At 46.5% G+C, this 23,970-nt stretch carries 20 protein-coding genes; 17 read left to right on the forward strand and 3 right to left on the reverse strand.

Annotated features, from left to right (window positions below):
- Positions 1-30: 30 nt before the first annotated feature.
- Together P400_RS0107480 and P400_RS0107485 are read left to right on the forward strand one after the other, a co-directional pair.
- Positions 31-756, forward strand: coding sequence for an SDR family oxidoreductase (locus P400_RS0107480; RefSeq protein WP_026825595.1), 726 nt, complete (start codon positions 31-33; stop codon positions 754-756).
- An 11-nt stretch (positions 757-767) separates the two neighbouring features.
- Positions 768-1,490: a metallophosphoesterase family protein gene (locus tag P400_RS0107485; protein WP_026825596.1), complete on the forward strand. Its 723-nt coding sequence runs from the start codon at positions 768-770 to the stop codon at positions 1,488-1,490.
- Between the two features lie 48 nt (positions 1,491-1,538).
- On the opposite strand, the gene P400_RS0107490 is transcribed toward P400_RS0107485, so the two are convergent.
- Positions 1,539-2,636, reverse strand: a complete 1,098-nt coding sequence (locus P400_RS0107490; protein ID WP_026825597.1) for a M24 family metallopeptidase — start codon at positions 2,634-2,636, stop codon at positions 1,539-1,541.
- 165 nt (positions 2,637-2,801) lie between these two features.
- Here P400_RS0107490 and P400_RS0107495 point away from each other — a divergent pair, with 165 nt between their 5' ends.
- Positions 2,802-4,112, forward strand: coding sequence for a DRTGG domain-containing protein (locus tag P400_RS0107495; protein ID WP_026825598.1), 1,311 nt, complete (start codon positions 2,802-2,804; stop codon positions 4,110-4,112).
- Between the two features lie 38 nt (positions 4,113-4,150).
- On the opposite strand, the gene P400_RS0107500 is transcribed toward P400_RS0107495, so the two are convergent.
- The gene (locus P400_RS0107500) at positions 4,151-4,465 is read right to left on the reverse strand and encodes a YtpI family protein (RefSeq protein WP_034770953.1); all 315 of its coding nucleotides are present in this window, start codon (positions 4,463-4,465) and stop codon (positions 4,151-4,153) included.
- A gap of 75 nt (positions 4,466-4,540) precedes the next feature.
- Here P400_RS0107500 and P400_RS0107505 point away from each other — a divergent pair, with 75 nt between their 5' ends.
- The gene (locus P400_RS0107505) at positions 4,541-5,509 is read left to right on the forward strand and encodes a DHH family phosphoesterase (protein ID WP_026825600.1); all 969 of its coding nucleotides are present in this window, start codon (positions 4,541-4,543) and stop codon (positions 5,507-5,509) included.
- A 16-nt stretch (positions 5,510-5,525) separates the two neighbouring features.
- Here the strand turns inward: P400_RS0107505 and P400_RS0107510 are convergent, their stop codons facing one another.
- Complete coding sequence (locus P400_RS0107510; RefSeq protein ID WP_026825601.1) at positions 5,526-5,717, reverse strand: hypothetical protein; 192 nt, start codon at positions 5,715-5,717, stop codon at positions 5,526-5,528.
- Between the two features lie 103 nt (positions 5,718-5,820).
- On the opposite strand from P400_RS0107510, the gene dnaE reads away from it, so the two are divergent.
- The 13 genes from dnaE (at position 5,821) to polA (ending at position 23,957) form a co-directional block, all read left to right on the forward strand.
- The gene (gene dnaE / locus P400_RS0107515) at positions 5,821-8,988 is read left to right on the forward strand and encodes a DNA polymerase III subunit alpha (protein ID WP_026825602.1); all 3,168 of its coding nucleotides are present in this window, start codon (positions 5,821-5,823) and stop codon (positions 8,986-8,988) included.
- 76 nt (positions 8,989-9,064) lie between these two features.
- Positions 9,065-9,619, forward strand: a complete 555-nt coding sequence (locus P400_RS15055; RefSeq protein WP_034770955.1) for a FadR/GntR family transcriptional regulator — start codon at positions 9,065-9,067, stop codon at positions 9,617-9,619.
- Between the two features lie 14 nt (positions 9,620-9,633).
- The gene (gene accD, locus P400_RS0107525) at positions 9,634-10,488 is read left to right on the forward strand and encodes an acetyl-CoA carboxylase, carboxyltransferase subunit beta (protein ID WP_026825603.1); all 855 of its coding nucleotides are present in this window, start codon (positions 9,634-9,636) and stop codon (positions 10,486-10,488) included.
- Positions 10,481-11,416: an acetyl-CoA carboxylase carboxyltransferase subunit alpha gene (locus P400_RS0107530; RefSeq protein ID WP_026825604.1), complete on the forward strand. Its 936-nt coding sequence runs from the start codon at positions 10,481-10,483 to the stop codon at positions 11,414-11,416. Before accD ends, P400_RS0107530 begins: the two co-directional genes overlap by 8 nt.
- Before the next feature lie 160 nt (positions 11,417-11,576).
- Complete coding sequence (gene pfkA / locus P400_RS0107535; protein ID WP_026825605.1) at positions 11,577-12,545, forward strand: 6-phosphofructokinase; 969 nt, start codon at positions 11,577-11,579, stop codon at positions 12,543-12,545.
- A 92-nt stretch (positions 12,546-12,637) separates the two neighbouring features.
- Positions 12,638-14,380: a pyruvate kinase gene (gene pyk / locus P400_RS0107540; RefSeq protein ID WP_026825606.1), complete on the forward strand. Its 1,743-nt coding sequence runs from the start codon at positions 12,638-12,640 to the stop codon at positions 14,378-14,380.
- 67 nt (positions 14,381-14,447) lie between these two features.
- Positions 14,448-14,912, forward strand: a complete 465-nt coding sequence (locus P400_RS0107545) for a DUF441 domain-containing protein (protein ID WP_026825607.1) — start codon at positions 14,448-14,450, stop codon at positions 14,910-14,912.
- A gap of 185 nt (positions 14,913-15,097) precedes the next feature.
- On the forward strand, positions 15,098-16,210 hold the full coding sequence (gene citZ / locus P400_RS0107550) for a citrate synthase (RefSeq protein ID WP_026825608.1): 1,113 nt from the start codon (positions 15,098-15,100) through the stop codon (positions 16,208-16,210).
- Between the two features lie 99 nt (positions 16,211-16,309).
- Positions 16,310-17,578, forward strand: a complete 1,269-nt coding sequence (icd, locus tag P400_RS0107555) for an NADP-dependent isocitrate dehydrogenase (RefSeq protein ID WP_026825609.1) — start codon at positions 16,310-16,312, stop codon at positions 17,576-17,578.
- A gap of 34 nt (positions 17,579-17,612) precedes the next feature.
- Positions 17,613-18,545, forward strand: coding sequence for a malate dehydrogenase (gene mdh, locus P400_RS0107560; RefSeq protein WP_026825610.1), 933 nt, complete (start codon positions 17,613-17,615; stop codon positions 18,543-18,545).
- A 184-nt stretch (positions 18,546-18,729) separates the two neighbouring features.
- Positions 18,730-19,431 (forward strand): response regulator transcription factor, encoded by a 702-nt coding sequence (locus tag P400_RS0107565; protein ID WP_026825611.1) that lies wholly within the window; start codon positions 18,730-18,732, stop codon positions 19,429-19,431.
- A complete protein-coding gene (pnpS, locus tag P400_RS0107570; protein ID WP_026825612.1) occupies positions 19,428-21,155 on the forward strand; it encodes a two-component system histidine kinase PnpS in 1,728 nt (575 codons plus the stop codon). The genes P400_RS0107565 and pnpS overlap by 4 nt, the downstream gene beginning before the upstream one ends.
- A 207-nt stretch (positions 21,156-21,362) precedes the next feature.
- Positions 21,363-23,957, forward strand: coding sequence for a DNA polymerase I (gene polA, locus P400_RS0107575; RefSeq protein WP_026825613.1), 2,595 nt, complete (start codon positions 21,363-21,365; stop codon positions 23,955-23,957).
- The last annotated feature ends 13 nt before the right edge of the window (positions 23,958-23,970 follow it).

Below are 23,970 nucleotides of genomic sequence, written 5' to 3' on the forward strand. Positions count from 1 at the left end.
CGGGTAAAATAAGGCGGAGGAGGTAAGGCGATGAAACATGTGATGATTACATCTGGTGCGAAAGGAATCGGTCGCGTCGTGACAGAACGTCTTATACAAGATGGTTGGTACGTCAGCATCTTGCAACGAAACCCAATCGACTGGGAGCACGAACATATACATATTATCGAGGCGGGATTGACGGACCGCGAACAACTGCTCTCGGCCTATGAGGAAGCGGTCGAACGCTTTGGTGAACCGGACGCCTTGATTTTAAATGCAGGTCCATACATCTTTGAGCGCAAGCCGCTCGTTGAGTTGACGGATGAAGAGTGGGACGAAGTGCTCACCGGCAACCTATCTGCCTCATTTTGGTTGATGCGACGTGCGATTCCTTCAATGCGAACGAATCGGTTCGGACGCATCATCTCTTATGGTTTTCCGGAGAGTGGGTCGGCACCTGGTTGGATTCATCGTTCTGCGTTCGCTGCTGCAAAGACGGCGCTCGTCAGCTTGACGAAATCGGTCGCGTTAGAAGAGGCCCCGTTCGGAATTACGGCGAACATGGTCAACCCGGGAAATATCGTCGGGTCTCAAAAAGAGATGCGAATCGAGGAAGCTGAAGTGGATGAAGGAACGCCAGTAGGCCGGCACGGTACGGGAGAAGATATCGCCCGTCTGATTTCCTTCTTGTTACAAGAAGAATCGGATATGATCACTGGTGCCGTCATCGATGTGACAGGCGGGGTCAACGTCGTGCATCAGTATCGGAAGTGAGGGGTAGAAGGATGAAGATTGGGATTGTGACGGATGTTCACGGAAATCTAGAAGCGTTACAGGCGGTGCTTCACGCAATGGATGCACAACGAGTTGACGTCGTTTGGTCACTTGGTGATATGATTGCGATGGGGCCGGACTCCAATGCGGTTATGGAGCGATTGCTGGATCGGGGAGCGCATATGATTTCTGGAAATCATGACGAAGCAGTCATCTCGCTTTTGGCTGGACACGGTCACCCAGACAGTTACGCCCATACGCGTCCTCATCATGAGTGGGTCGCGCGTCACCTTGATACGAACTATGTGGATGTATTGGAGTCGCTACCTCGAACGATCACTACCGAGTTAGCTGGGCAAACGGCATTCGGTATCCACTACCACATCCCTAATGAGAAGTGGGAAGCCACGATCGTCGAAGAACCATTTCACGATATTCTTGAACCAACACTTGAAAATATGCAACGACTATACGGTGAATACGCTGGAGATGTCATCTTATTCGGACATCACCATCCCGTTCATTTGTTTGAAGATGATACGAAATGCTATGTCAATCCCGGTGCGCTCGGTGTTGCGCGGGATGAACTTGCTCGCTTTGCTATATTGTCAGAGGGAGAGACCGGAATCCGACTTGATTTAAAAGCAGTCCCCTACGATAAACGTACATTTTTAGAAAAGATGGAACGCCATGAGGTTCCTCAACGAGATGTCATGATGCGCTTATTCTATTAAAAGAAGTCATGTAAAAAAGTGCGATCCTTGAATGGACCGCACTTTTTGTCATTCAATCTCTTGCAGTGTTTTGGGATAGCTCGTCAATGTGATCGGACCGCTCTCGGTCATAACGAGGTCATCTTCGATGCGGACCCCGCCGACTCCTGGTAAATAGATCCCTGGTTCGACTGTGAAAGTCATACCGACTTGGGCGGTCGTGTCATTGTTCGCTGCCATCGATGGGTGTTCATGCACTTCGATTCCGATTCCGTGGCCAATTCGATGGGTGAAGTATTCGCCATATCCGGCAGATGTAATGACTTGACGGGCTGCAATATCGATTGCACCGAGTGTCGTTCCGACATTCGCCATCTCGATTGCTGCTTCTTCAGCTTGTAGAACCGTTTCATAAAGTTCACGTTGTTTCTTACTCGCTTCGCCGAAAACGACTGTACGTGTGATATCAGAGCAATATCCTTGCCAGACGACACCGAGGTCAAACAATGCGAAATCTCCTTTTTTCAAACGGTTATTGCCCGGCACACCATGAGGGTCAGCGCTATTCTCGCCGAACAATACGAGCGTATCGAATGACATTTCACGAACCCCTTGCTGTTTCATGGCGTACTCGATGTCGGCGATGACTTCGAGCTCAGTCACGCCTTCGCGCAGGGAGCGAATCCCAGCTTCGATTGCCATATCTGCTAGCTCGGCGGCCCGTTTCATAACGCGAACTTCATCTGGTGATTTGATCATACGTAACGCTTGAAGTTCGTCAGTCAAATCAATGATAGACAAGCCGGCAAAACCGGCACGGAGTTGTTCGACTCGATTGAATGTCAAATGCTCCCCTTCGATACCGATTCGTTCAGGAACGATTTGGTTGTCGAGGAATAACTTGACGATTTTGTCCCATGGATTCTCATGATCCATATACGTCACGATCTCACCTGACCAGTCACTCGCTTCGACGATCCCTTTTTCAAGAGCAGGGCAGATAATGGCAGTTGTCCCGTTCTTTAAGACCAAGACGGCGATTAATCGTTCATGGGCTTCCGCATATACACCCGAGAAATAAAATACGGACGCTTTCGATGTAATAAATGCCGCATCTAAGCCTTTTGTTGCTAGAGATTGTGCAATTTGATTGGTGCGTTGATTCAAGATGAATCCCTTCCCTTCTACCTCTTACGTTGACTTCTCGTCTATTATAGCTGTTTCGAAAACAGAAAGGAAATGTTCCAATTTTATTGGTACAGTTTGAACATGTTTGACTGATACAGTATAATGAACATAGTAGAAAATGTATTGAGAGAAGGGACTCCGCGTATGACCACAAAACATGAACAGATCATAGCACATATCGAATCACTCGATGTTGGGTCAAAAATATCGGTCCGTCAAATTGCAAAAGAATTGGCTGTGTCTGAAGGTACGGCTTACCGGGCCATCAAAGAAGCTGAGAACCTGGGCTTCGTTTCTACCATTGAACGTGTGGGGACGATTCGAATCAAGCGTAAACAAAAAGAGAATATCGAGAAACTCACATTTGCTGAAGTCGTTAATATCGTGGATGGACAAGTGTTAGGTGGACGGAACGGATTGCACAAGACGCTATCAAAATTTGTTATCGGTGCTATGAAGCTTGAGGCGATGATGCGATATATCGATGTCGACTCGCTTGTCATCATCGGGAACCGAGAAAAAGCGCATGAACTTGTCTTACAATCAGGCGGGGCTGTGTTGATCACGGGTGGGTTTGATACGACGGACGAAGTGAAGCGAATGGCAGATAAGTACGACATGCCTGTGATTTCTACATCGTATGACAGTTTTACCGTCGCTACGATGATCAACCGCGCCATTTACGACCGACTGATCAAGAAAGAGATTTTACTTGTTTCGGACATTGTCATCCCACTCCATGACACGTTTTATTTGAAGGCTGATGACACTTTGAAACGTTGGCATGAATTGAACGAACGGACGAAGCATAATCGTTATCCGGTCATCGATGAACAGATGAAAGTGGTCGGTGTGATTACTGCGAAGGATGTGATTGACAAATCACATGATCATGATATCGAGAAGGTCATGACAAAAAGTCCGATTACGGTCGGGGTGCAGACTAGTGTGACCAATGCGGCGCACCAGATGGTTTGGGAAGGGATTGAGATGCTTCCTGTCGTCGATAACTATGGGCGCCTCCTCGGCATCATCAGTCGTCAGGATGTACTGAAGGCGTTGCAGCTGGCGAACCGTCAACCGCAAGTCGGCGAAACGTTCGATAATATGATCACGAATCAACTAAAGGAAGACCCTGCATCGAACGGAACGGCCTTCACGGTTGAAGTCGCACCACAAATGACGAGTCATATGGGAACCGCCTCTTCCGGTGTGTTGACGACTTTGTTGGTAGAAGGGGCGACGCGTAGTCTGCGTCACATGAAAAAAGGGGACCTGGTGGTGGAGAACATCACAGTTTATTTCATGAAACCAATTCAGATTGAAAGTCAGATTCGGGTGTCTGCGAACGTCTTCGACCTTGGGCGAAAGTTCGGGAAAGTCGACGTAGAAATGACACAAGGTACACAACTTGTTGCCAAGGCACTCGTCACGGCACAATTGATTGATCGTTAACGAAAAGAGCACCTGCTACATTTGTAGCGGTGCTCTTTTTATGAAGGTGTATTCGTAGGTTCTTCCGCGGCGTGCGGATAGATTTTTCGGTAACGTATAAATCCGACAATCGCATTACCCAAGCCAACGACCAACATGACGATACTGACAATCCAACCGACAGTCGAATTCAATCCGAATCCACCAACCATTTGGTTCGCAGCGAATAACGCAAGGAATAAACTTAACCAGATTAAAGCTTGTGTGTTGAACAAAGCTTTACGGTTTGGCGTCTTTGTCAAAAAAGCACGGCGCTTGAAGACAAGGTACGCTCCGAGCGCGAACAAAATGAGTCCAATCATGACAAGTTGCAAGTGAAGGAACCCCTTTCTATCTCATAATCTGTTATCATCATACCATAATAGTGTGTAGGAAAGTGAGGAATCATCATGACGCAATGGCATGAAGCGGATACAATCAAATCCGAAATAGAGAAGGCAAACACCATTTTCATTCACCGCCACGTCCGACCGGATCCTGATGCATTAGGGAGCCAGCTTGGGTTACAGCGTATTTTAAAATCGGTTCATCCGGAAAAACAAATTTATGCGGTCGGTGGTATGGTTCCTGACCTCGAGTTTTTAGGGAAGATGGAGCACGTCGAGGAAGAGATGTACCGGGACGCGCTCGTCCTCATTTTGGATACGGCAAATCAAGAGCGAATTGATGGACCTTTTGCGTTGAATGGTAAGTCGATCATCAAAATAGACCACCACCCTGATGAAGACCCATATGCGATGACACAAATTGTAGACACATCGGTCAGCTCAACGTCTGAAATGATTGTGGAGCTTGCCAATCTTTGGGGTTATCCAATCGATCAAGAAGCGGCATTTTTACTTTATGCCGGAATCGTGGGCGACACGGGGCGCTTCCAGTTCCGAAATGCAACGGCGCGAACGTTTGAAATTGCTTCGTCGCTCATTGCAAAAGACATCGACACAAACAAGTTGTATCGCCAAATGTATAAGACCAACTTAGCGACTCTTCAATTACAAGGTTACGTGCTACAGCATGTCAACGTCACTGATGAAGGTGTCGGTTATGTGAAGATTGACAAGGATGTACTAAGGGCGTTTCACGCTTCCCCAGAAGCGGCGTCTCAACTCGTCAATAGTTTTTCGGGTCTTGAAGGATTGAAATGTTGGGTCATGTTCGTAGAGAACAAAGAAGAGATTCGTGTTCGGATTCGTTCTAAAGGCCCTGTCATCAACGAAGTGGCTAAACGATACCGTGGAGGTGGCCATCCGATGGCGGCTGGAGCTACGGTTGATACGTGGGAAGAGATGGATGACGTCATTGCTGCTCTGAATGAAGTAGCGGACAGATTCACGTTTGAAGAAAATGAAGAGGGCTGACCGCGGTCAGCTCTCTTCATTTGTCTCCATTTTCTTTTGGAATGAACCATGTGCCGCGGTCGGTCACGTCTTCGACGACATCGAGTTGATACTCTGTAATATACTTTCGAAGCCGGTCGATGATTTCCGGACTGTCCGCAAAAACGGTTTGGCCGTTCTGTAATTTCTCTAACTTATCGCGTGCAATCTGTCCCCGATTGATAATCATACGCTTTTACCCCCTTTTGTCGTGAGTTTTGTCTATAATTATTGTATCAGAGAAGTGATGAATTGAGTTTGACAATTCAATTAATATAGAAAGGAGGACAACGATGATTCATCTGAATGTCAGAACTGCTTATAGCTTACTACAAAGTACAATTCGACTAGAACAATACGTCTTGCAGATGACCGAGCGTGGAAGTCGTTCAGTTGCGATTGCAGATGATGCCTTTTATGGTGTCCCGACATTTTTATCCTATTGTAAACGATATGGGGTGAAACCGCTCATTGGACTGAGGACAATCCTCCGTTTAGACGGACTAGATGTTTCGGTGCTTGCATATGCGTCGAACGAAGCAGAGCTTCAGGAACAATATCGAATCATCAAAACGGGAGGAATTGAAGACCGAACGACGATGCCGCTCATTATCCTTCCTGAAAATTGGAAGGCGAATGATCCGGTTCATCGGCGTCGCCTTTATCATCAAATGCTCTCCTATGTAGATGAAGATAAGCTCTGGCTCGGACTCCCAGCACCTCAGACGACTGAGCAAGTGCAAGTGTTGAAGCAACTTCGTCTCATGCGCGAAGAGCTTGCTGTTCAATTGATTCCTGCCCCTGAAACAAGGTATATGCGACCAGAGGATATAGAAGGGTTTCGAGCCGTCTCTGCCATTCGTGAGGGGGATGTGATGTCGAATGAAGACGTGCGACAAAAAGGGTTACATGTCCGTCTTCCGAGCGAGATGAACGACTGGTTCACAACAGAAGAGTTAGCGGAACTCAATCGATTTGAATCACGTATTCAACTCGATCAACTTCCTCATGCGGAAGGGGCGATTCCAGAACTGCCTGATGCTGACCAAAATTTGAAACGACTCGTGGGTGAACGCCTGAAATCGATGGAACTCTTAAAGGAACCTTATATCGAGCGAGCAAAGTTCGAACTGGATGTCATTGCAAAGACCGGATTTTCTTCCTATTTTTTGATTGTCGAAGACATCATTCGATTCGCCCGAGAATCTGGTATTGAAGTGGGACCGGGTCGGGGATCGGCGGCAGGTTCACTCGTTAGTTTTGCCCTCCATATTACAGAAGTCGACCCGGTTCATTACGGATTGTTATTTGAACGATTTTTAAATCCTGAACGCGTGTCGATGCCAGATATTGATTTAGACTTTGAAGATGAGCGTCGAGAAGAAGTCGTATCGTACGTGTTGTCAAAATACGGGGAAACGCATGCGGCACAAATCGGGACGCTCGCGACGTTTGGAGCAAAGGCAGCGATTCGAGACGTCGCCAGAGCGCTCGGCATGACATTAGAAGAAGGACAGGCTGCAAGTAAACAAGTGAAATCGGGTGGGTTAGACGAATTGATGTCGAACCCGAAACAGATGAAATGGTTCGTTGGTAGTCAAAAGCGGCAGCAATTGTTACAAATTGCGAAGCAGTTAGAAGGTTTGCCTCGCCAATCATCGGTTCACGCGGCCGGTATCGTTCTTAGTCGCCAACCGATTGAAGAAGTGACGCCGCTCCAACCTGGAATAGAAGAGTATGTAACACAATATAATATGAAGGATTTGGAAGAGGTCGGGCTGCTGAAAATCGATTTACTCGGGTTGCGGAACTTGAGTCGCTTACGAAAGATGGAAGATTTGATTCGAGAAAGTGATGCCCTGTTCTCACTGAAAACCATTCCGTTACACGATGCCCGGACATATCGTTTGTTAGCTAGAGGAGAGACAAATGGCATCTTCCAGTTCGAGTCGACTGGGATGAAACAAGCGCTTCGGCAAGTGAAGCCAACTGAGTTTGAAGATATCGTTGTGACGATGTCACTCTATCGCCCGGGACCAATGCAGTTCATCGAAACGTATGCCAAACGAAAGCATGGTTTGCCTTACCAACAAATTCATCCAGCCGTAGAAGACGTCATGAAACCTACGTATGGGGTACTCGTTTATCAAGAACAGGTCATGAGACTACTTCGAAAGCTTGGAGGTTATTCATACGCTGAGGCGGATTTGGTCAGACGAGCGATTGCTAAAAAAGATATTGGCACGATTGAGCGAGAACGGGAACGATTTTTAAAACAGGCAGAAAAGAATAACCGGGATGTGTTGACGCAAATCTTTTCTTGGATTGAAAAGTTCGCGGGATATGGATTCAACCGATCCCACGCTGTCGCCTACAGTTTGATCAGCTATCGGTTGGCTTATGTCAAAGCACATTTCCCTCGTGTCTTTCATGTGGTGACATCGGAAAAGACGAGTGAACTCGTCAGATTGTTGCGAAAAGATCAAATTCCGGTGTATCCACCAGACGTCTTACACGGTCACGCCGAGGCGACGCTTGAAGGACCTGGCGTCCGACTCGGGTTAAAAGCAATCCAAGGCTTGACCAAACGTGATGTCGAACGTCTGATTGAGCTGAATGGGCAATTGAAAGATGTCAGAACTCTTCAAGAAGCTATGGAGTGGAAGAATAAAGACCAGTTTAAATTACGTCGTTTACTTGGTGCGGGCGCGCTCGACCGGATGTATCACGGCGACCGGACAAGTGCTTTTGAAGCAGTCGAACGTTTGCGAGAAGAGGCAGGAACGCATTTTTTGCCCGACGAACTGTCATCGCTTGGACTCAAACAGAAGAAAGTAAAAGAACCAAATTGGTCTGAAGAAGAGAGAGAAGCGCTCGGAACATGGGTGGTGCACTCTCCACTGACCGCTATTTCGAATGTTGGGATTGAACCGTCTACAATTGACAACATCATAAACGGGACGAATGGTTACCTTATCGTTTACGTAGATGACGTGCGTACATTTCTAACGAAAAAGCAGGAACGAATGGGAATCATCATGGTTGACGATGGTATGACACAAGAAGAAGTCGTCGTATTTCCACGAACATTTAGTCAATTCGGACGCTCCCTTTATGTCGGTAATATTTTATTACTTGAGGTTCATACGAATGAACGAGATGGACGAAAACAACTGATTGTCGAACGGATACGTCCGTTGCATGGGCAGGCATTGTTTGTAAGGCTTACATTAGATCGATTCCCCGAACTCGAAGATTGGATACAACGTGCTCAGGGAGATGTCCCGGTTGTCTGTCGATTCACGGATTCAAAGGAAGTGAAACAGTTGGCGTCAGCTTACTCAATCAACCCGAATGAGGAGTACGTGGCTGAGGCGAAGAAAAAATTCGGCGAAGAAAATGTTGTGTTAAAACGAATCGATACGAAAATGGATGGTCCGAAAACTAGTACCAAGTCCTAAAAAGTGATATAATCGTACTAATTGGTCTGACCACTTGAGTGTGATAAGTGATTCAAAAAGGGAGTTGAACGGTCAGATGCATGAAAAATACGCATCCTCATTTCACGAAAATATTTCAAAAATACGAATGTTAATCGTTCAATCGTCTTTAGTTCCAGGTGATCGGCTTCCGTCCGAACGTGAACTCGCCGAAACACTGTCGATTAGCCGTGCTTCTGTTCGCGAAGCGTTACGAGCATTGAGCTTTTTAGGCATCGTGGAGACGAGACGTGGTGGTGGCACATTTTTATGTGAACAAGACCGACACCGTTACATTGAGATTTTATCAGAGTTCATTGTGACCAAACAGACGAAAGAGTCCGATATTATCGAGATGCTTCGCTTGTTGGAACGAATGGCGTTTTCAGAAGTTGAACCGACAATGGAACGGCTGACTCAATTAGAAGCCGTGATTGATAATGATCGATCGTTTCGTCAGCAAATCATCTTTCAATTAAAGAATGAATTGTTTATTCGAATTTGGAGCGAACTCAATCGATTTTTTGACGGACTAGACGCTGGAGATCTATATACCCTCGAGGAACGAAAACGATTTCTCGAGATGTGGCGTGGAATGGGGATGCCGGAATGAACGAGGGGGAAGCGATGACTGCTTTTTTCAAGAAACCAAAACGATACATGCCATTGCGTCAAAGAGAGCCAAAGATTGACGCACCACAGGGATTAATGACGAAATGTCCATCTTGTAAATATATGCACTATACAAAACAGTTAAATGAAAATCATAAAGTATGTGACTGTGGTTATCATTTTCCGCTTCATGCACAAGAACGGATTGATATGCTTGTCGACAAAGGGTCGTTTGAACGTTTTGCAGGACCTTCTGTCAAAACGAATCCGCTCAATTTTCCTGACTATGAAGAAAAGTTAAATAAAGACCGAGAACGGACCGGAATTGAGGAGGCAGTCATTTGTGGAAGGGCGACGATTGATGGACTGCCGCTTGTCATCTGCGTAATGGATGCCAGATTCAGAATGGGGTCAATGGGGGCTTACGTGGGAGAAGCAATCGCTTCCGCTGTCCGTAAAGCAACATCTCTCGGTCTACCGGTTGTCTTATTCACGGCATCAGGCGGAGCTAGGATGCAAGAAGGAATGGTTAGCTTGATGCAAATGGCGAATACATCCATTGCATTAAAAGAACATGATGAGGCCGGACTTCTATATATCGCGTATTTGACACATCCGACGACAGGTGGCGTCTCAGCAAGTTTCGCGATGCTCGGCGATTTGAACGTCGCAGAACCAGGAGCGCTGATCGGGTTTGCAGGACGCCGAATCATCGAACAGACGATTCGGGAAAAACTCCCGGAGAACTTCCAGACAGCAGAATTTCTACTCGAGTCGGGGCAACTAGATGCGGTTATTCATCGCGAACAGATGCGTTCGTTCTTGCTGAAAATGATTGGATTACACGATGGGGGTGTTCGTCATGTTTGACCCAATCAAAGAAGTGACTGAACAATTAAATAAACTACGTGAAACGGCCGAAACAAAAGGTATCGATCTGTCCCGTGAGATTCGCCATCTCGAGTTAAAGCTCGACCGATTAGAAAAAGATATTTATGGGAATATGAAACCGTGGGACCGCGTTCAACTGGCTCGAAACCCGAAACGACCGACAACGCTCGATTATATTCAGCATCTGTTCCCTGATTTTTTGGAACTCCATGGAGACCGGCATGGGTATGACGATGCAGCGATTGTTTCGGGACTTGCGACATTTGAAGGGGTGCCGGTTACGGTCATCGGTCACCAGCGTGGTCGGAATACGAAAGAGAACATGAGGCGGAACTTTGGGATGCCACATCCGGAAGGATACCGAAAAGCATTGCGTTTCATGAAGCAAGCTGAGAAGTTCAATCGCCCGATTTTAACATTTATCGATACGAAAGGGGCTTACCCCGGAAAAGCCGCTGAAGAACGCGGTCAAAGCGAAGCAATTGCTCGAAACTTGTTTGAGATGGCGACCCTGAAAGTGCCGATCGTGTCCGTCGTCATTGGAGAAGGTGGTTCTGGAGGCGCACTTGGAATTGGCGTTTGCGATCGTTTATTGATGCTTGAGAATAGTACGTATTCGGTCATCTCGCCAGAAGGTGCAGCGGCACTTCTATGGAAAGATGCGAAGCAAGCGGAACGCGCGGCAGAAACGATGAAAATTACGGCGCGAGATTTGCTCAACTTAGGGATTGTAGATGAGGTTGTGGGAGAAGTGTATGGGGGTGCACATGTTGATGTGTCATTACAGTCATCGCTCTTAAAGACTGTATTATTACAGCATATGAATGAGTTGCTCGGTCAGTCGACTTCTCAACTGATTCAAGGGCGGGCGACCAAATATCATCAAATTGGCACAATTAGTGAGTGAAAACGGTATCAATGGCTTTGAATATGGCTTTATTCATTCATGAAGTGACTGCTTTATAACATACCCTATGCATTTTTTTCACATACTTGTGTTGTAAAACAAAGGTCAGACATGGTATTTTATTTTCAGATTTCGTTAAAACACATAAGAGGTGAGTGACGTGAATTTAAAACGTATTGCGGTATTAACAAGCGGAGGAGACGCTCCTGGAATGAACGCAGCTGTCCGTGCAGTGACTCGAAAAGCGATTTTCGAAGGTCTTGAAGTATATGGTGTATATAACGGCTATCAAGGATTAATCGAAGGTGATCTAGTCGAGTTAAACCTTGGATCAGTCGGCGACATCATTCAACGTGGAGGTACGTTCCTTCGCTCTGCACGCTGTCCTGAGTTCAGAACAGAAGAAGGTCGAGCAAAAGCAGTTGAACAGTTGAAGAAATTCAACATCGATGCTCTCGTGGTCATCGGTGGAGATGGCTCTTATCGTGGAGCTCAAAAATTAACAGATCTTGGATTCCCAACAATCGGCCTTCCGGGTACAATCGATAACGATATCCCGGGAACGGATGCGACAATCGGTTTTGATACAGCGCTCAACACAGCGCTTGATGCGATTGACAAAATTCGTGACACGGCTTCATCTCATGAACGTACGTATGTCATTGAAGTGATGGGTCGCGATGCTGGTGATATCGCACTCTATTCTGGTCTTGCTGGTGGTGCAGAGTCGATTCTCGTTCCAGAACGTCCAGAAGATTTGAGCGCAATCGTGGAACGAATTAACCACGGAATTGCACGCGGTAAGAAGCACTCAATCGTCATCGTTGCTGAAGGTGCGGGAAGTGCGGAAGAAATCGGTAAATTGATTGCCGAGAAGACGAACTCAGAAACACGCGTCACGATTCTTGGACACATTCAACGTGGTGGTTCCCCAACTGCTGCTGACCGTGTACTTGCAAGTCGTATGGGCGCATACGCTGTTGAGATTTTACTTGAAGGAAAAGCGGGCCGGGTCGTCGGAATCCGTAACAACAAGATGATGGATCTTGACATCGATGAGGCGCTCGACAACAACAAGCACACGATTGATATGCAACTGATCGACCTTGTCAATCAGTTGTCGATTTAAACGATTCACCATGTAGGGAGACGGGAACCGGTCAAAGGCTCCCCGTTTTCCATATGTAAGTTGCACCATATCCCCTAGGAGGTTTTTATATTATGCGTAGAACGAAAATTGTATGTACGATTGGACCCGCTTCAGAGAAGCGTCTTCCTGAAATGATTGAAGCTGGAATGAACGTTGCCCGTCTCAACTTCTCACACGGTGACTACGAAGAGCACGGCGCACGTATCCGTGACATCCGTGAAGCTGCAAAAACTGCTGGTAAAGTGGTAACAGTCCTTCTTGATACAAAAGGTCCAGAAATCCGTACTCATACGTTTGAAGATGGAAAAGCCCTTCTCGAAAAAGGAAAAGAAGTCACAATCGTCTCAACTGAAGAAATCGTCGGAACGAAAGATCGTTTCTCTGTGACGTATGAAGGACTTTACGATGATGTAGAAATCGGTTCGCACATCATGCTCGACGACGGTCTCATCGGACTCCGTGTCGTTGAAAAGCTTGAAAACCGTGACCTCCGCTGCGTCATCGAAAACGAAGGAATCATCAAGACGAAGAAAGGTGTAAACTTGCCAAACGTCAAGGTAAACCTTCCTGCCCTTACAGATAAAGATATCGCGGACATCGAGTTCGGGATCTCACAAGATATCGACGTCATCGCAGCATCGTTCGTACGTCGTGCATCAGACGTGGTAGAAATCCGTCAACTTCTTGAAAAACATAATGCATCACACATCAAGATTTACCCGAAAATCGAGAACCAAGAAGGTGTTGACAACATCGACGAAATCTTGGCAATCTCTGACGGTTTGATGGTTGCCCGTGGTGACCTCGGAATCGAGATCCCGACGGAAGAAGTAACACCGGTTCAAAAAGAACTCATCAAGAAGTGTAACGACCTTGGTAAACCTGTTATCACAGCGACGCAAATGCTCGATTCGATGCAACGTAACCCGCGTCCAACGCGTGCGGAAGCATCAGACGTAGCAAACGCAATCTTGGATGGTACAGATGCGGTCATGCTTTCTGGTGAGACAGCAGCAGGTGACTACCCAATCGAGTCAGTTCAAATGCAAGCGGCCATCGCTGAGCGTACAGAACGCATGCTCGACTACAAAAACTTGTTGAAAGATCGTCAGAAACGCAGTGAGCACACGGTGACGGATGCAATCTCACAAGCGGTTGCCCACACAGCAATCAACTTGAACGCAAAAGCAATCTTGACGCCGACACAATCAGGCTACACGGCTGCTCGTACGGCGAAGTATCGTCCTGAAGCGAACATCATTGCGGTAACTGAATCTGAGCGCGTAGCACGTCAATTGAACCTCGTATGGGGCGTATACCCAATCGTGGCTGAGACGATGCCAAACAACACGGATGAAATGTTGGTTCAAGCATCTGAAGCAGCTCGTCACGAAGGATTTGTTACTGACGGTGACCTCGTTGTCATCTCAGCCGGAATTCCTGCGGCAACAGCTGGTACGACGAACATGATGAAAGTCCACATCGTCGGTCATGCTCTTGCTGACGGACGTGGTATTGGCGAGCGCGGTGTGGTCGGTGAAGTCGTGGTCGCGAATAATGCGGATGAAGCAAACGCAAAAGCGAAAGACGGAATGATTCTCGTCGCACCATTCACAGATAAAGAAATGATGCCTGCAATCGAAAAAGCGGCTGGAATCATCACAGAAGACGGTGGATTGACGAGCCATGCAGGTATCGTTGGACCATCACTCCGTAAACCGGTCATCGTAGGTGTAGAGGCAGCAACATCTTCACTTCGTGACGGTCAAATGATTTCAATCGACCCACTTACAGGTAAAATCTACAACGCATAATTGAACGACAATCGAACCGGCCTTCTTCAAAGGTCGGTTTTTTTTCCGTTCAAAGAAAGGAAACATAATGAGTGCTTATCTTTTTTTATTGATGCTCGTATTAATCGGTGTCATTTCAAATAATCAATCGGTTATTATCGCAAGTAGTGTTTTGCTAATTATTAAAGCGATCGGTTTCGGAGATCAATTATTCCCCACACTCGCATCCAAAGGAATCAGTTGGGGCGTGACCATCATAACGATTGCTGTCCTTGTTCCGATTGCAACCGGAGACATCGGGTTTAAAGAATTGTGGAATAGTATTAAAGGGCCGGTCGGAATCGTGGCATTTGCTTCAGGAATGTTCGTCGCCATTGCAGCGGGACAAGGTGTGCAGTTGATGCGTGTCGACCCTGTCGTTACGACAGCCCTCCTCGCAGGTACGATTCTAGCGGTTGGATTCATGAAAGGGATACCGGTCGGACCGCTTGTCGGAGCTGGGATTGCAGCATTGATTTTAGGTGGATATCAAATCATTGAAAAATGGTTTTGATATTTTCTGACAACTGAAGCCGCTTACATTTCTTTTTTGCAATAAATTGTTTATACTATATAAAGGACAGGGTAAACGGAGACTGGGCGAATGAAGGGGAAAGGCCCATCCCGTATCCTTATTCCCTACAAACAGACTGTTTTTACGGTCGATCACTTTTAAACAAGACTGAGGGGGAGTTATGAATGTCAACGACAAAAGGGTTAGAAGGTATTGTGGCAGCAGCCTCAAAAGTCAGCTCAATTATTGACGGTCAATTGACTTATGGAGGATACACCATTGATGATTTAGCGGACCACGCCACATTTGAAGAAGTAGTTTTCTTATTGTGGAACGACCGCTTACCAAATGCAGAGGAATTGACAGCGCTATCAGAATCGCTTGTAAAAGAAGCGACATTACCTGAAGAGGTGATTGATACGTTAAAACGTGCACCGAAATCAGCCAATGCGATGGCGACGATTCGTACAGCACTCTCACAACTCGCTCTATATGATGAAGAATCTGAAGACATGAGTGACGAGGCGAACATGCGTAAAGCGATTCGTCTGCAAGCTCAAGTTGCGACAATCGTGACAGCTTTCGCTCGTCTTCGTAAAGGGGAACAACCGGTTGCCCCCAAACAAGGTCTTTCTTATGCGGGTAACTTCTTGTATATGCTAAACGGGGAAGAGCCGAACGAAGTAGCAGAAAAAACGATTGATAAGGCACTCATTTTACATGCAGACCATGAATTGAACGCCTCGACATTCACAGCACGCGTTTGTGTGGCGACACTATCAGACATGTACTCTGGCGTCACGGCGGCGATGGGAGCACTCAAAGGACCACTTCACGGTGGGGCGAACGAAGCAGTTATGAAAATGCTTCACGAGATTGACTCGGTTGATCGAGTTGAAGAATATGTTCGTGGTAAATTCGAGCGCAAAGAAAAAATCATGGGCTTCGGTCACCGTGTTTATAAGGACGGCGACCCGCGCGCGAAGCATTTGAAAGAAATGAGTCGCCAATTGACTGCTCAAATCGGCGAACCGAAATGGTATGAGATGTCTGAGAAAATCGATCATCTCGTCGAAACAGAAAAAGGATTGAAGCCGAATGTCGATTTCTATTCAGCTTCGACGTATTATGCGCTCGGTCTTGAAGAAGATTTATTCACACCAATCTTCGCTGTATCTCGTATGTCTGGATGGATCGCACATATCCTTGAGCAATACGCGGACAACCGTTTGATTCGTCCACGTGCGGAATATGTCGGTGAAACGAGCCGTAAATATGTTTCTGTGAACGAACGTTAATTCGGGACACATTTTAGACAAAAGTTTGGTAAACTAACAAGTGACGTAGGTCGGCGCACGCGTCGACCTACAGTAATGTACTTAGGGGGATTCATTATGTTGACACAAGGACAAAAGATTACAGTTGAAAACGGTGTATTGAACGTACCAAACGTACCGACCGTACCATTTATTATCGGTGACGGCACGGGCCCTGACATTTGGAATGCGGCTGTTCGTGTATTTGACGCTGCAGTTGAAAAAGCATACGGCGGCGACAAGAAAATCGAATGGATGGAAGTATACGCTGGTGAGAAAGCATATAACGAAAAAGGCGAATGGCTTCCGACAGAGACACTCGATCAAATCCGCGAGTACTTGATTGCGATCAAAGGACCACTCACGACACCAGTCGGTGGTGGGATTCGGTCATTGAACGTTGCGCTTCGTCAAGAACTTGACTTGTATACTTGCCTTCGTCCAGTTCGTTACTTCACAGGTGTTCCATCACCAGTAAAACGTCCTGAAGATACAGACATGGTCATCTTCCGTGAGAACACAGAAGATATTTACGCGGGAATCGAATACGCTTCAGGAAGCGATGAAGTGAAAAAGCTCATCAACTTCTTGCAAGATGAGATGAACGTCAATAAAATTCGTTTCCCAGAGACATCAGGGATTGGCATCAAGCCGGTTTCTTCTGAAGGAACAGAACGTTTAGTCCGTGCTGCAATCGAGTATGCGATTGCGAACGACCGTAAATCCGTTACACTCGTTCACAAAGGGAACATCATGAAGTTCACAGAAGGCGCATTTAAAAACTGGGGCTATGCTCTTGCTGAAGCGGAGTACGGCGACAAAGTCTTCACATGGGCACAATACGACCGCATTAAAGAAGAGTCTGGTGAAGCGGCTGCGAACGAAGCACAATCAAAAGCAGAAGCTGAAGGGAAAATCATCGTCAAAGATTCAATCGCTGATATCTTCCTTCAACAAATCTTGACACGACCACGTGAGTTCGATGTCGTTGCGACGATGAACTTGAACGGTGACTACATTTCAGATGCCCTTGCTGCACAAGTGGGTGGAATCGGGATTGCACCTGGTGCGAATATCAACTACATCACAGGACATGCAATCTTCGAAGCGACACATGGTACGGCTCCGAAATATGCAGGTCTTGATAAAGTAAACCCATCGTCAGTCATCCTTTCTGGTGAGATGATGCTCCGTCACATGAACTGGAACGAGGCGGCTGATCTCATCACCCGTTCGATGGAGAAAACAATTGCTTCGAAAGTCGTCACGTATGATTTTGCTCGTCTCATGGACGGAGCGACAGAAGTGAAGTGTTCTGAGTTCGCTGATGAATTAATCAAAAACATGTAAGTCATTCGAAAGAGTCAATTGAGGGGGAGAGCTCATGATTCGTCGTAACAAAATTTCTGTAATTGGAAGTGGCTTCACCGGTGCTACTACTGCACTGTACTTGGCTCAGCGCGAGCTAGGGAATGTCGTTCTGCTCGATATGGAAGAAAAAGTTGGACCGACGAAAGGAAAAGCGCTCGACATGCAAGAAACGGCTCCGATTCAAGGGTTTGATGCTTGGGTCACAGGGACATCAGATTACGCCGATACGGCCGATTCAGACGTGGTCGTGATTACTGCAGGGATTGCCCGCAAACCAGGGATGAGCCGGGACGACCTCGTCGCAACGAACGCAAACGTCATGCGCTCGGTTGTGAAAGAGATTGCCATCCATTCTCCAGAAGCCATTCTGATTGTTCTGACCAATCCCGTCGATGCGATGACGTATGCTGCGTTTAAAGAGTCGGGGTTCCCGAAAGAACGTGTCATCGGACAATCTGGGGTTCTGGATACGGCTCGTTTCCGTACATTTGTAGCACAAGAGTTAAACGTATCCGTCAAAGATGTATCGGGGTTCGTTCTCGGAGGACATGGGGACGATATGGTTCCTCTTGTACGCTACTCATACGCTGGGGGAATCCCGCTCGAAAAACTCATCTCAGATGAACGAATCGAGCAAATTGTGGAGCGAACGCGCAAAGGCGGTGGCGAGATCGTCCAACTATTGGGGGATGGCTCGGCGTATTATGCGCCAGCTGCTGCTATCGTGGAGATGGTCGAAGCGATTGTGAAAGATCAGCGTCGGATTTTACCTGCCATAGCATACCTTGAAGGGGAGTACGGATTCAATGACTTGTATCTTGGTGTCCCGACGATTCTTGGTAAACATGGAATTGAGCAAGTGCTTGAGCTCGAATTGACAGATGAAGAAAAAGCAGCACTTTCGAAGTCTGCTGACTCTGTCCGCTCGGTATTAGGCGTCTTATAAGAGGGAGATGCTTCCTGCAAATATGCAGGAAGCATCTTTTTTTGCGTTTTGTATCTTGTAGGGCATGCTACACTGAAAGTGGATTTGTTTTGTTTTTGTAAAGATTTGCTTTGAGGTTGGTCGTATCAAGGTTTGATTTGTAAAATAGAGAGTGACATTTGATGGATCAAGAGGAGGAAGAAGTGTGGCTGATAAAGTAATTGTTGTCGACGATGAAGTATCAATCGCGACGTTATTAAAATTTAATTTAGAACAAGCTGGCTTTGAAGTAGAAACGGCACATGATGGAAAAACCGGGTTGGAACTGGCTGAAAAAAAGGACGCCGTGCTCATTGTGCTCGATTTGATGCTCCCAGAAATGGACGGACTTGAAGTTTGCAAGCGACTTCGACAACAAAAAGTCAATACACCTATTTTGATGCTGACGGCAAAGGACGATGAATTTGATAAAGTCCTCGGTCTTGAGCTTGGCGCAGACGATTATTTAACAAAACCGTTTAGCCCACGTGAAGTGGTCGCCCGTGTCAAAGCGATTTTACGACGTTCAGGCCCACAAGAGGCGGTTGTTGAAGAGGATGTCATCCAAATCGGTGACGTTAAAATCGTAGCTTCAAACTACGAAGTGTTCAAACAAGGAGAACGACTCGAATTGACGCCGAAAGAGTTTGAACTGTTAGCCTATCTGGCAAAAAACAAGGGTCGTGTGCTGACACGGGACCAATTACTATCGGCCATTTGGAATTATGACTTTGTCGGTGACACGCGGATCGTCGACGTCCATATTAGTCACCTTCGTGAAAAAATTGAACCAGTGACCAAGAAACCAACCTACATTAAAACGATTCGCGGACTCGGGTATAAGATGGAGGAGCCGATTTCGGAATGAAGACGTATCGTTCTAGATTCATGACGACACTTATTCTGCTCGTCACGGGCGTCCTTCTTATGCTCGGCATCGTGCTCGGACAACTGTTCAAAGACTTCTATTTAGATTCCGAACGAGACCGATTGAAAGAGGACGCTCAGCTAGCAGCCCTTTATCTAGAAGACGGAGAACTGGATGAAATACGTGAGTATGTCGGTCAAATCGATGATGGGAGTAGTTTTGATATTTTACTCCTTAACAGCAGGATGGAAGTAATTGCAGGAACACCGTTTCGTGTCGGTACAATCGATTATCAAATTGATCCGAATTTAGTACCGGATGACGGAACATTTGGTGAGGCGGACGAAGATGCATTGATTCAATTCACGAAACCGATCGATCTCGCTACAGGTGATACCGTATACCTGACATTTATCCGTTATGTGTCTGACCTAGAAGGGGTATATGATCGGATTTGGTTGACGATTGCGCTCGCGCTCGTCTTCTCGTTCTTCATCATCTTGTTCGTCCTACAGCATTTGACGAACCAATTCATTCGACCGATTGACGAGGCGACCATCGTCTTACGAGAGTTAGCGGATGGGAATTATCGCGCTCGTGTGTATGAACTGCGAAATGATGAGGAGACTGGCAGTCTGGCAGGTTCCATTAACGTCCTTGCCCGAAGTTTAGAGTCTATCTCCCTTGGAGAATCGGTTCAACGGGCGAGACTTGAGTCGCTCATCGAATATATGGGAGCGGGGCTTCTTCTAGTTGACGAACGCGGCATCGTCACATTAGTCAACCGATCGTATCGGGAGATGTTCCAATACGATGATTTATCAATTGGACAATTTTATCATGGGATATTGCCGAGTCCTGATGTCGAATCGCTCATTGAGGATGTCTATCTGACAGAAGAGGTTAACCGTCGTCAATTGTCGATTCGAACAGGTTTCAATCAGAAAACGTATATGGTGTCCGCTGCACCGATATTCAGTGACACAGGGATGCTTCGCGGGACAACGTTACTATTCAACGACATCACAGAGCTAAAGCGGCTCGAGAAGATGCGGAAAGATTTTGTGGCGAACGTCAGTCATGAACTGAAGACACCCCTTACGTCCATTCGTGGATTTAGCGAAACGCTTCTTGACGGGGCTAAAGAAGTACCTGAACTTCGTGACCAGTTCTTAGACATCATTCAAAAAGAAGCGACGCGAATGCAGATGCTTGTCGAAGATCTCCTTGAACTTTCGAGATTGGAGCGAGATGATTTCCAAATGGAGCTGGTGTCCGTCGATTTGAATCAACTCGTCGACGAAGTATGTCTCCTACTCAGTCAAAAGGCGAACAAGAAGTCGATTCATCTAGAGACACAACACAATGGAGAAGTTGTATTGCAGGCTGATTTGAACCGAATGAAACAAGTGATCATGAATTTGGTCGCCAACGCGATCAACTATTCACCGGAAGGAAGTCGCGTTGAGATTTCTGTAGAGGCGAATCCGGATTCATACAAACTTCGAGTGCGAGACAACGGAATCGGAATTGCCGAAAAAGAAGTGAGTCGAATCTTTGAGCGCTTCTATCGTGTCGATAAGGCGAGAAGTCGCAACTCCGGTGGAACCGGGCTCGGGCTTGCCATCGTGAAGCACATCATCGATTTGCATCATGCGACCATCGATGTCGATAGCGTTGAGGGCAAAGGAACGACGTTCACCATCACGTTTCCGCGGGTTTAACGATTCCTTTATCGTTCATTCATATTTACTTTACAAAACCTTGCTATTCTATGAGTGAGACCTCTTCATCATCTCGTGACTCGATCGGTGCTCATCTCCACTGGGTCGAGAATTTGGCCCTTTTCTATTCGTAGAAAAGGGCCTTTTTTTTCGAACGCATGTACCCGTATGGTATGATGGACGAAGAGAAGAATGGAGGTCGATTGAATGAATAAACTACTAATCCTGGATGGGAATTCCTTAACATATCGTGCATTTTTCGCACTGCCTCCGATGTCGGACGCGTCGGGTCGGAATACGAATGCGGTGTATGGCTTTACGATGATGTTGTTAAAATTGATGGAGGACGAACAACCTACGCATTTCGCTGTTGCGTTCGATGCGTCGAAAAAGACGTTTCGTCATGATACGTTTGCTGAGTATAAAGGTGGACGTCAAAAAACTCCTGGAGAATTACGAGAACAGTTCCCGCTCGTACGTGACGTCTGTCGCGCGTTCGGCATCTCTGTCCTTGAGCTTGAACAATATGAGGCGGATGATATCATCGGGACACTCTCGAAAGATACATCATTTGATCAAGTGACGATTGTGACGGGAGATAAAGATTTACTACAGCTCATCAATGAGCGAGTGACCGTTTATTTGACGAAGCGGGGCATCACGGATGTCGAGAAAATGAACGAGGCGGCTTTCCAAGAGCGATATGAAGGTCTACAGCCGATTCAGATGATTGACTTGAAAGGATTAATGGGCGATAAGTCCGATAATATTCCCGGTATTCCAGGTGTAGGGGAGAAGACGGCGTTGAAGTTGATTTCAACGTATGGCACGGTCGAAGCCCTTTACGAACATACGGATGAGCTAAAAGGGAAACAAAAAGAAAAAGTTGAGGCGAACGAGCGAGAAGCAAAAATGTCAAAACAGTTGGCAACGATTTATACGGACGTTCCATTGAATGTGTCTGTAGACGATCTCGTCTTTAAATCGTATGACGCTTCCGTCGTGAAGCCTTTATTCATGGAACTCCAATTCAAATCGTTAATCGGAAAACTGTCGGACAGCGCTACAGAAGAAACGGTCGAAAAAAAAGCGCGGCCGACAATCGACCTTTCTGAACAAGATTTGTCTCGAGCGGTCCTGTTTCTTGAGCAACTGCACGATGATTATTTCGAAGAAGAAATTGTCGGGGTGGCGATTGCATCAGAACGTGGGGTGACGATTGGTGACGTGACTTTGTTACAAGAAGAGCCGGTCAAGGAATGGATTGAAGATGAATCTAGGGCGACGGTTTGTCTCGATTCCAAACAGACAATCATTCAGTTGAAACGTCAACAGCTATCGCTTCAAGGGTACGAGGATTTACTCGTTGCCGGATACTTACTAAATCTATCTGGTGGAACGTCACTTAGTTCGATCGCTTCTCATTTCGCCTATCATCTTGAAGAAGATGAAATGGTTTATGGGAAAGGTGCAAAAATTAAAGTTCCTGAGGAAGATGCGTTCCATTCACATCTCGCTGAAAAAGCACATGCGATTTATACGTTATTTGAACGTGTCCTCTCCGAGTTGAAGGATAATGAACAGACAGAACTGTATGAGGCACTCGAAAAACCGCTCGTGTCTGTTTTAGCAGAAATGGAATGGGCAGGCATACATGTTAATATCGAAACGCTTCAACATATGGAGGCGGACCTTCGAGAACGTCTTAGTACGCTTGAAGTGACGATTCATGAGTTGGCCGGAGAACCATTCAACATCAATTCACCAAAGCAACTAGGGGTCATCTTGTTCGAAAAATTAGCGCTTCCTCCCGTGAAAAAAACGAAGACGGGATACTCGACAGCGGCTGATGTGCTTGAAAAGTTAGCGCCGCTCCACCCGATCATCGAGAAAATCATGCATTATCGAGAACTTGGTAAATTGCAGTCGACCTATGTCGAGGGATTACAGAAAGTCGTGAAGGAAGACGGCAAGATCCACACCCGATACACACAGACGTTGACGCAAACTGGACGACTCTCGTCGGTCAACCCGAATCTTCAAAACATCCCGATTCGATTAGAAGAAGGACGACGCATCCGCAAGGCGTTCACTGCAAGTGAACCAGACTGGGTACTCTATGCGGTCGATTATTCGCAAATCGAACTTCGCATCATGGCGCACATGTCTCAAGATGAAAAAATGATTGCGGCATTCTTACACGACGAGGACATCCATACATCGACGGCGGCGAACGTCTTTAAAGTCTCGAAAGAAGAAGTGACTTCGCTTATGCGTCGTCAGGCGAAAGCAGTTAACTTTGGAATCATCTATGGAATCAGTGATTATGGACTTTCGCAAAATCTTGGAATTACACGTAAAGAAGCACAAACGTTTATTGATACGTATTTCGAACAGTTCCCTGGTGTAAAAACATTCATGGATGCGGCTATTGAACGTGCTCGAGAACACGGATTTGTTGAAACGATGTTAAAACGCCGTCGAAACATACCGGATATTCACTCTCGTAATTTCAACTTGCGTGGATTTGCTGAACGTACTGCCATCAATACCCCGATTCAAGGAACGGCAGCCGATATTATCAAAAAAGCGATGATTGATGTCAATCATGCCCTCAAAACGTCGCACCTTCAGTCAAAACTATTGTTACAAGTACACGATGAATTGATTTTTGAGGGTCCTGCTGAAGAGATGGAAGCATTAGAAAAACTGGTGACCGAAGCGATGGAACATACGGTTACACTCGATGTACCATTACGCGCTGACGGTGCAGTAGGAGCCACTTGGTTCGATACGAAATAAGAGGATAGGAAGG

The sequence above is a fragment of the Exiguobacterium marinum DSM 16307 genome (genome assembly GCF_000620845.1).
Lineage (GTDB): Bacteria > Bacillota > Bacilli > Exiguobacteriales > Exiguobacteriaceae > Exiguobacterium > Exiguobacterium marinum.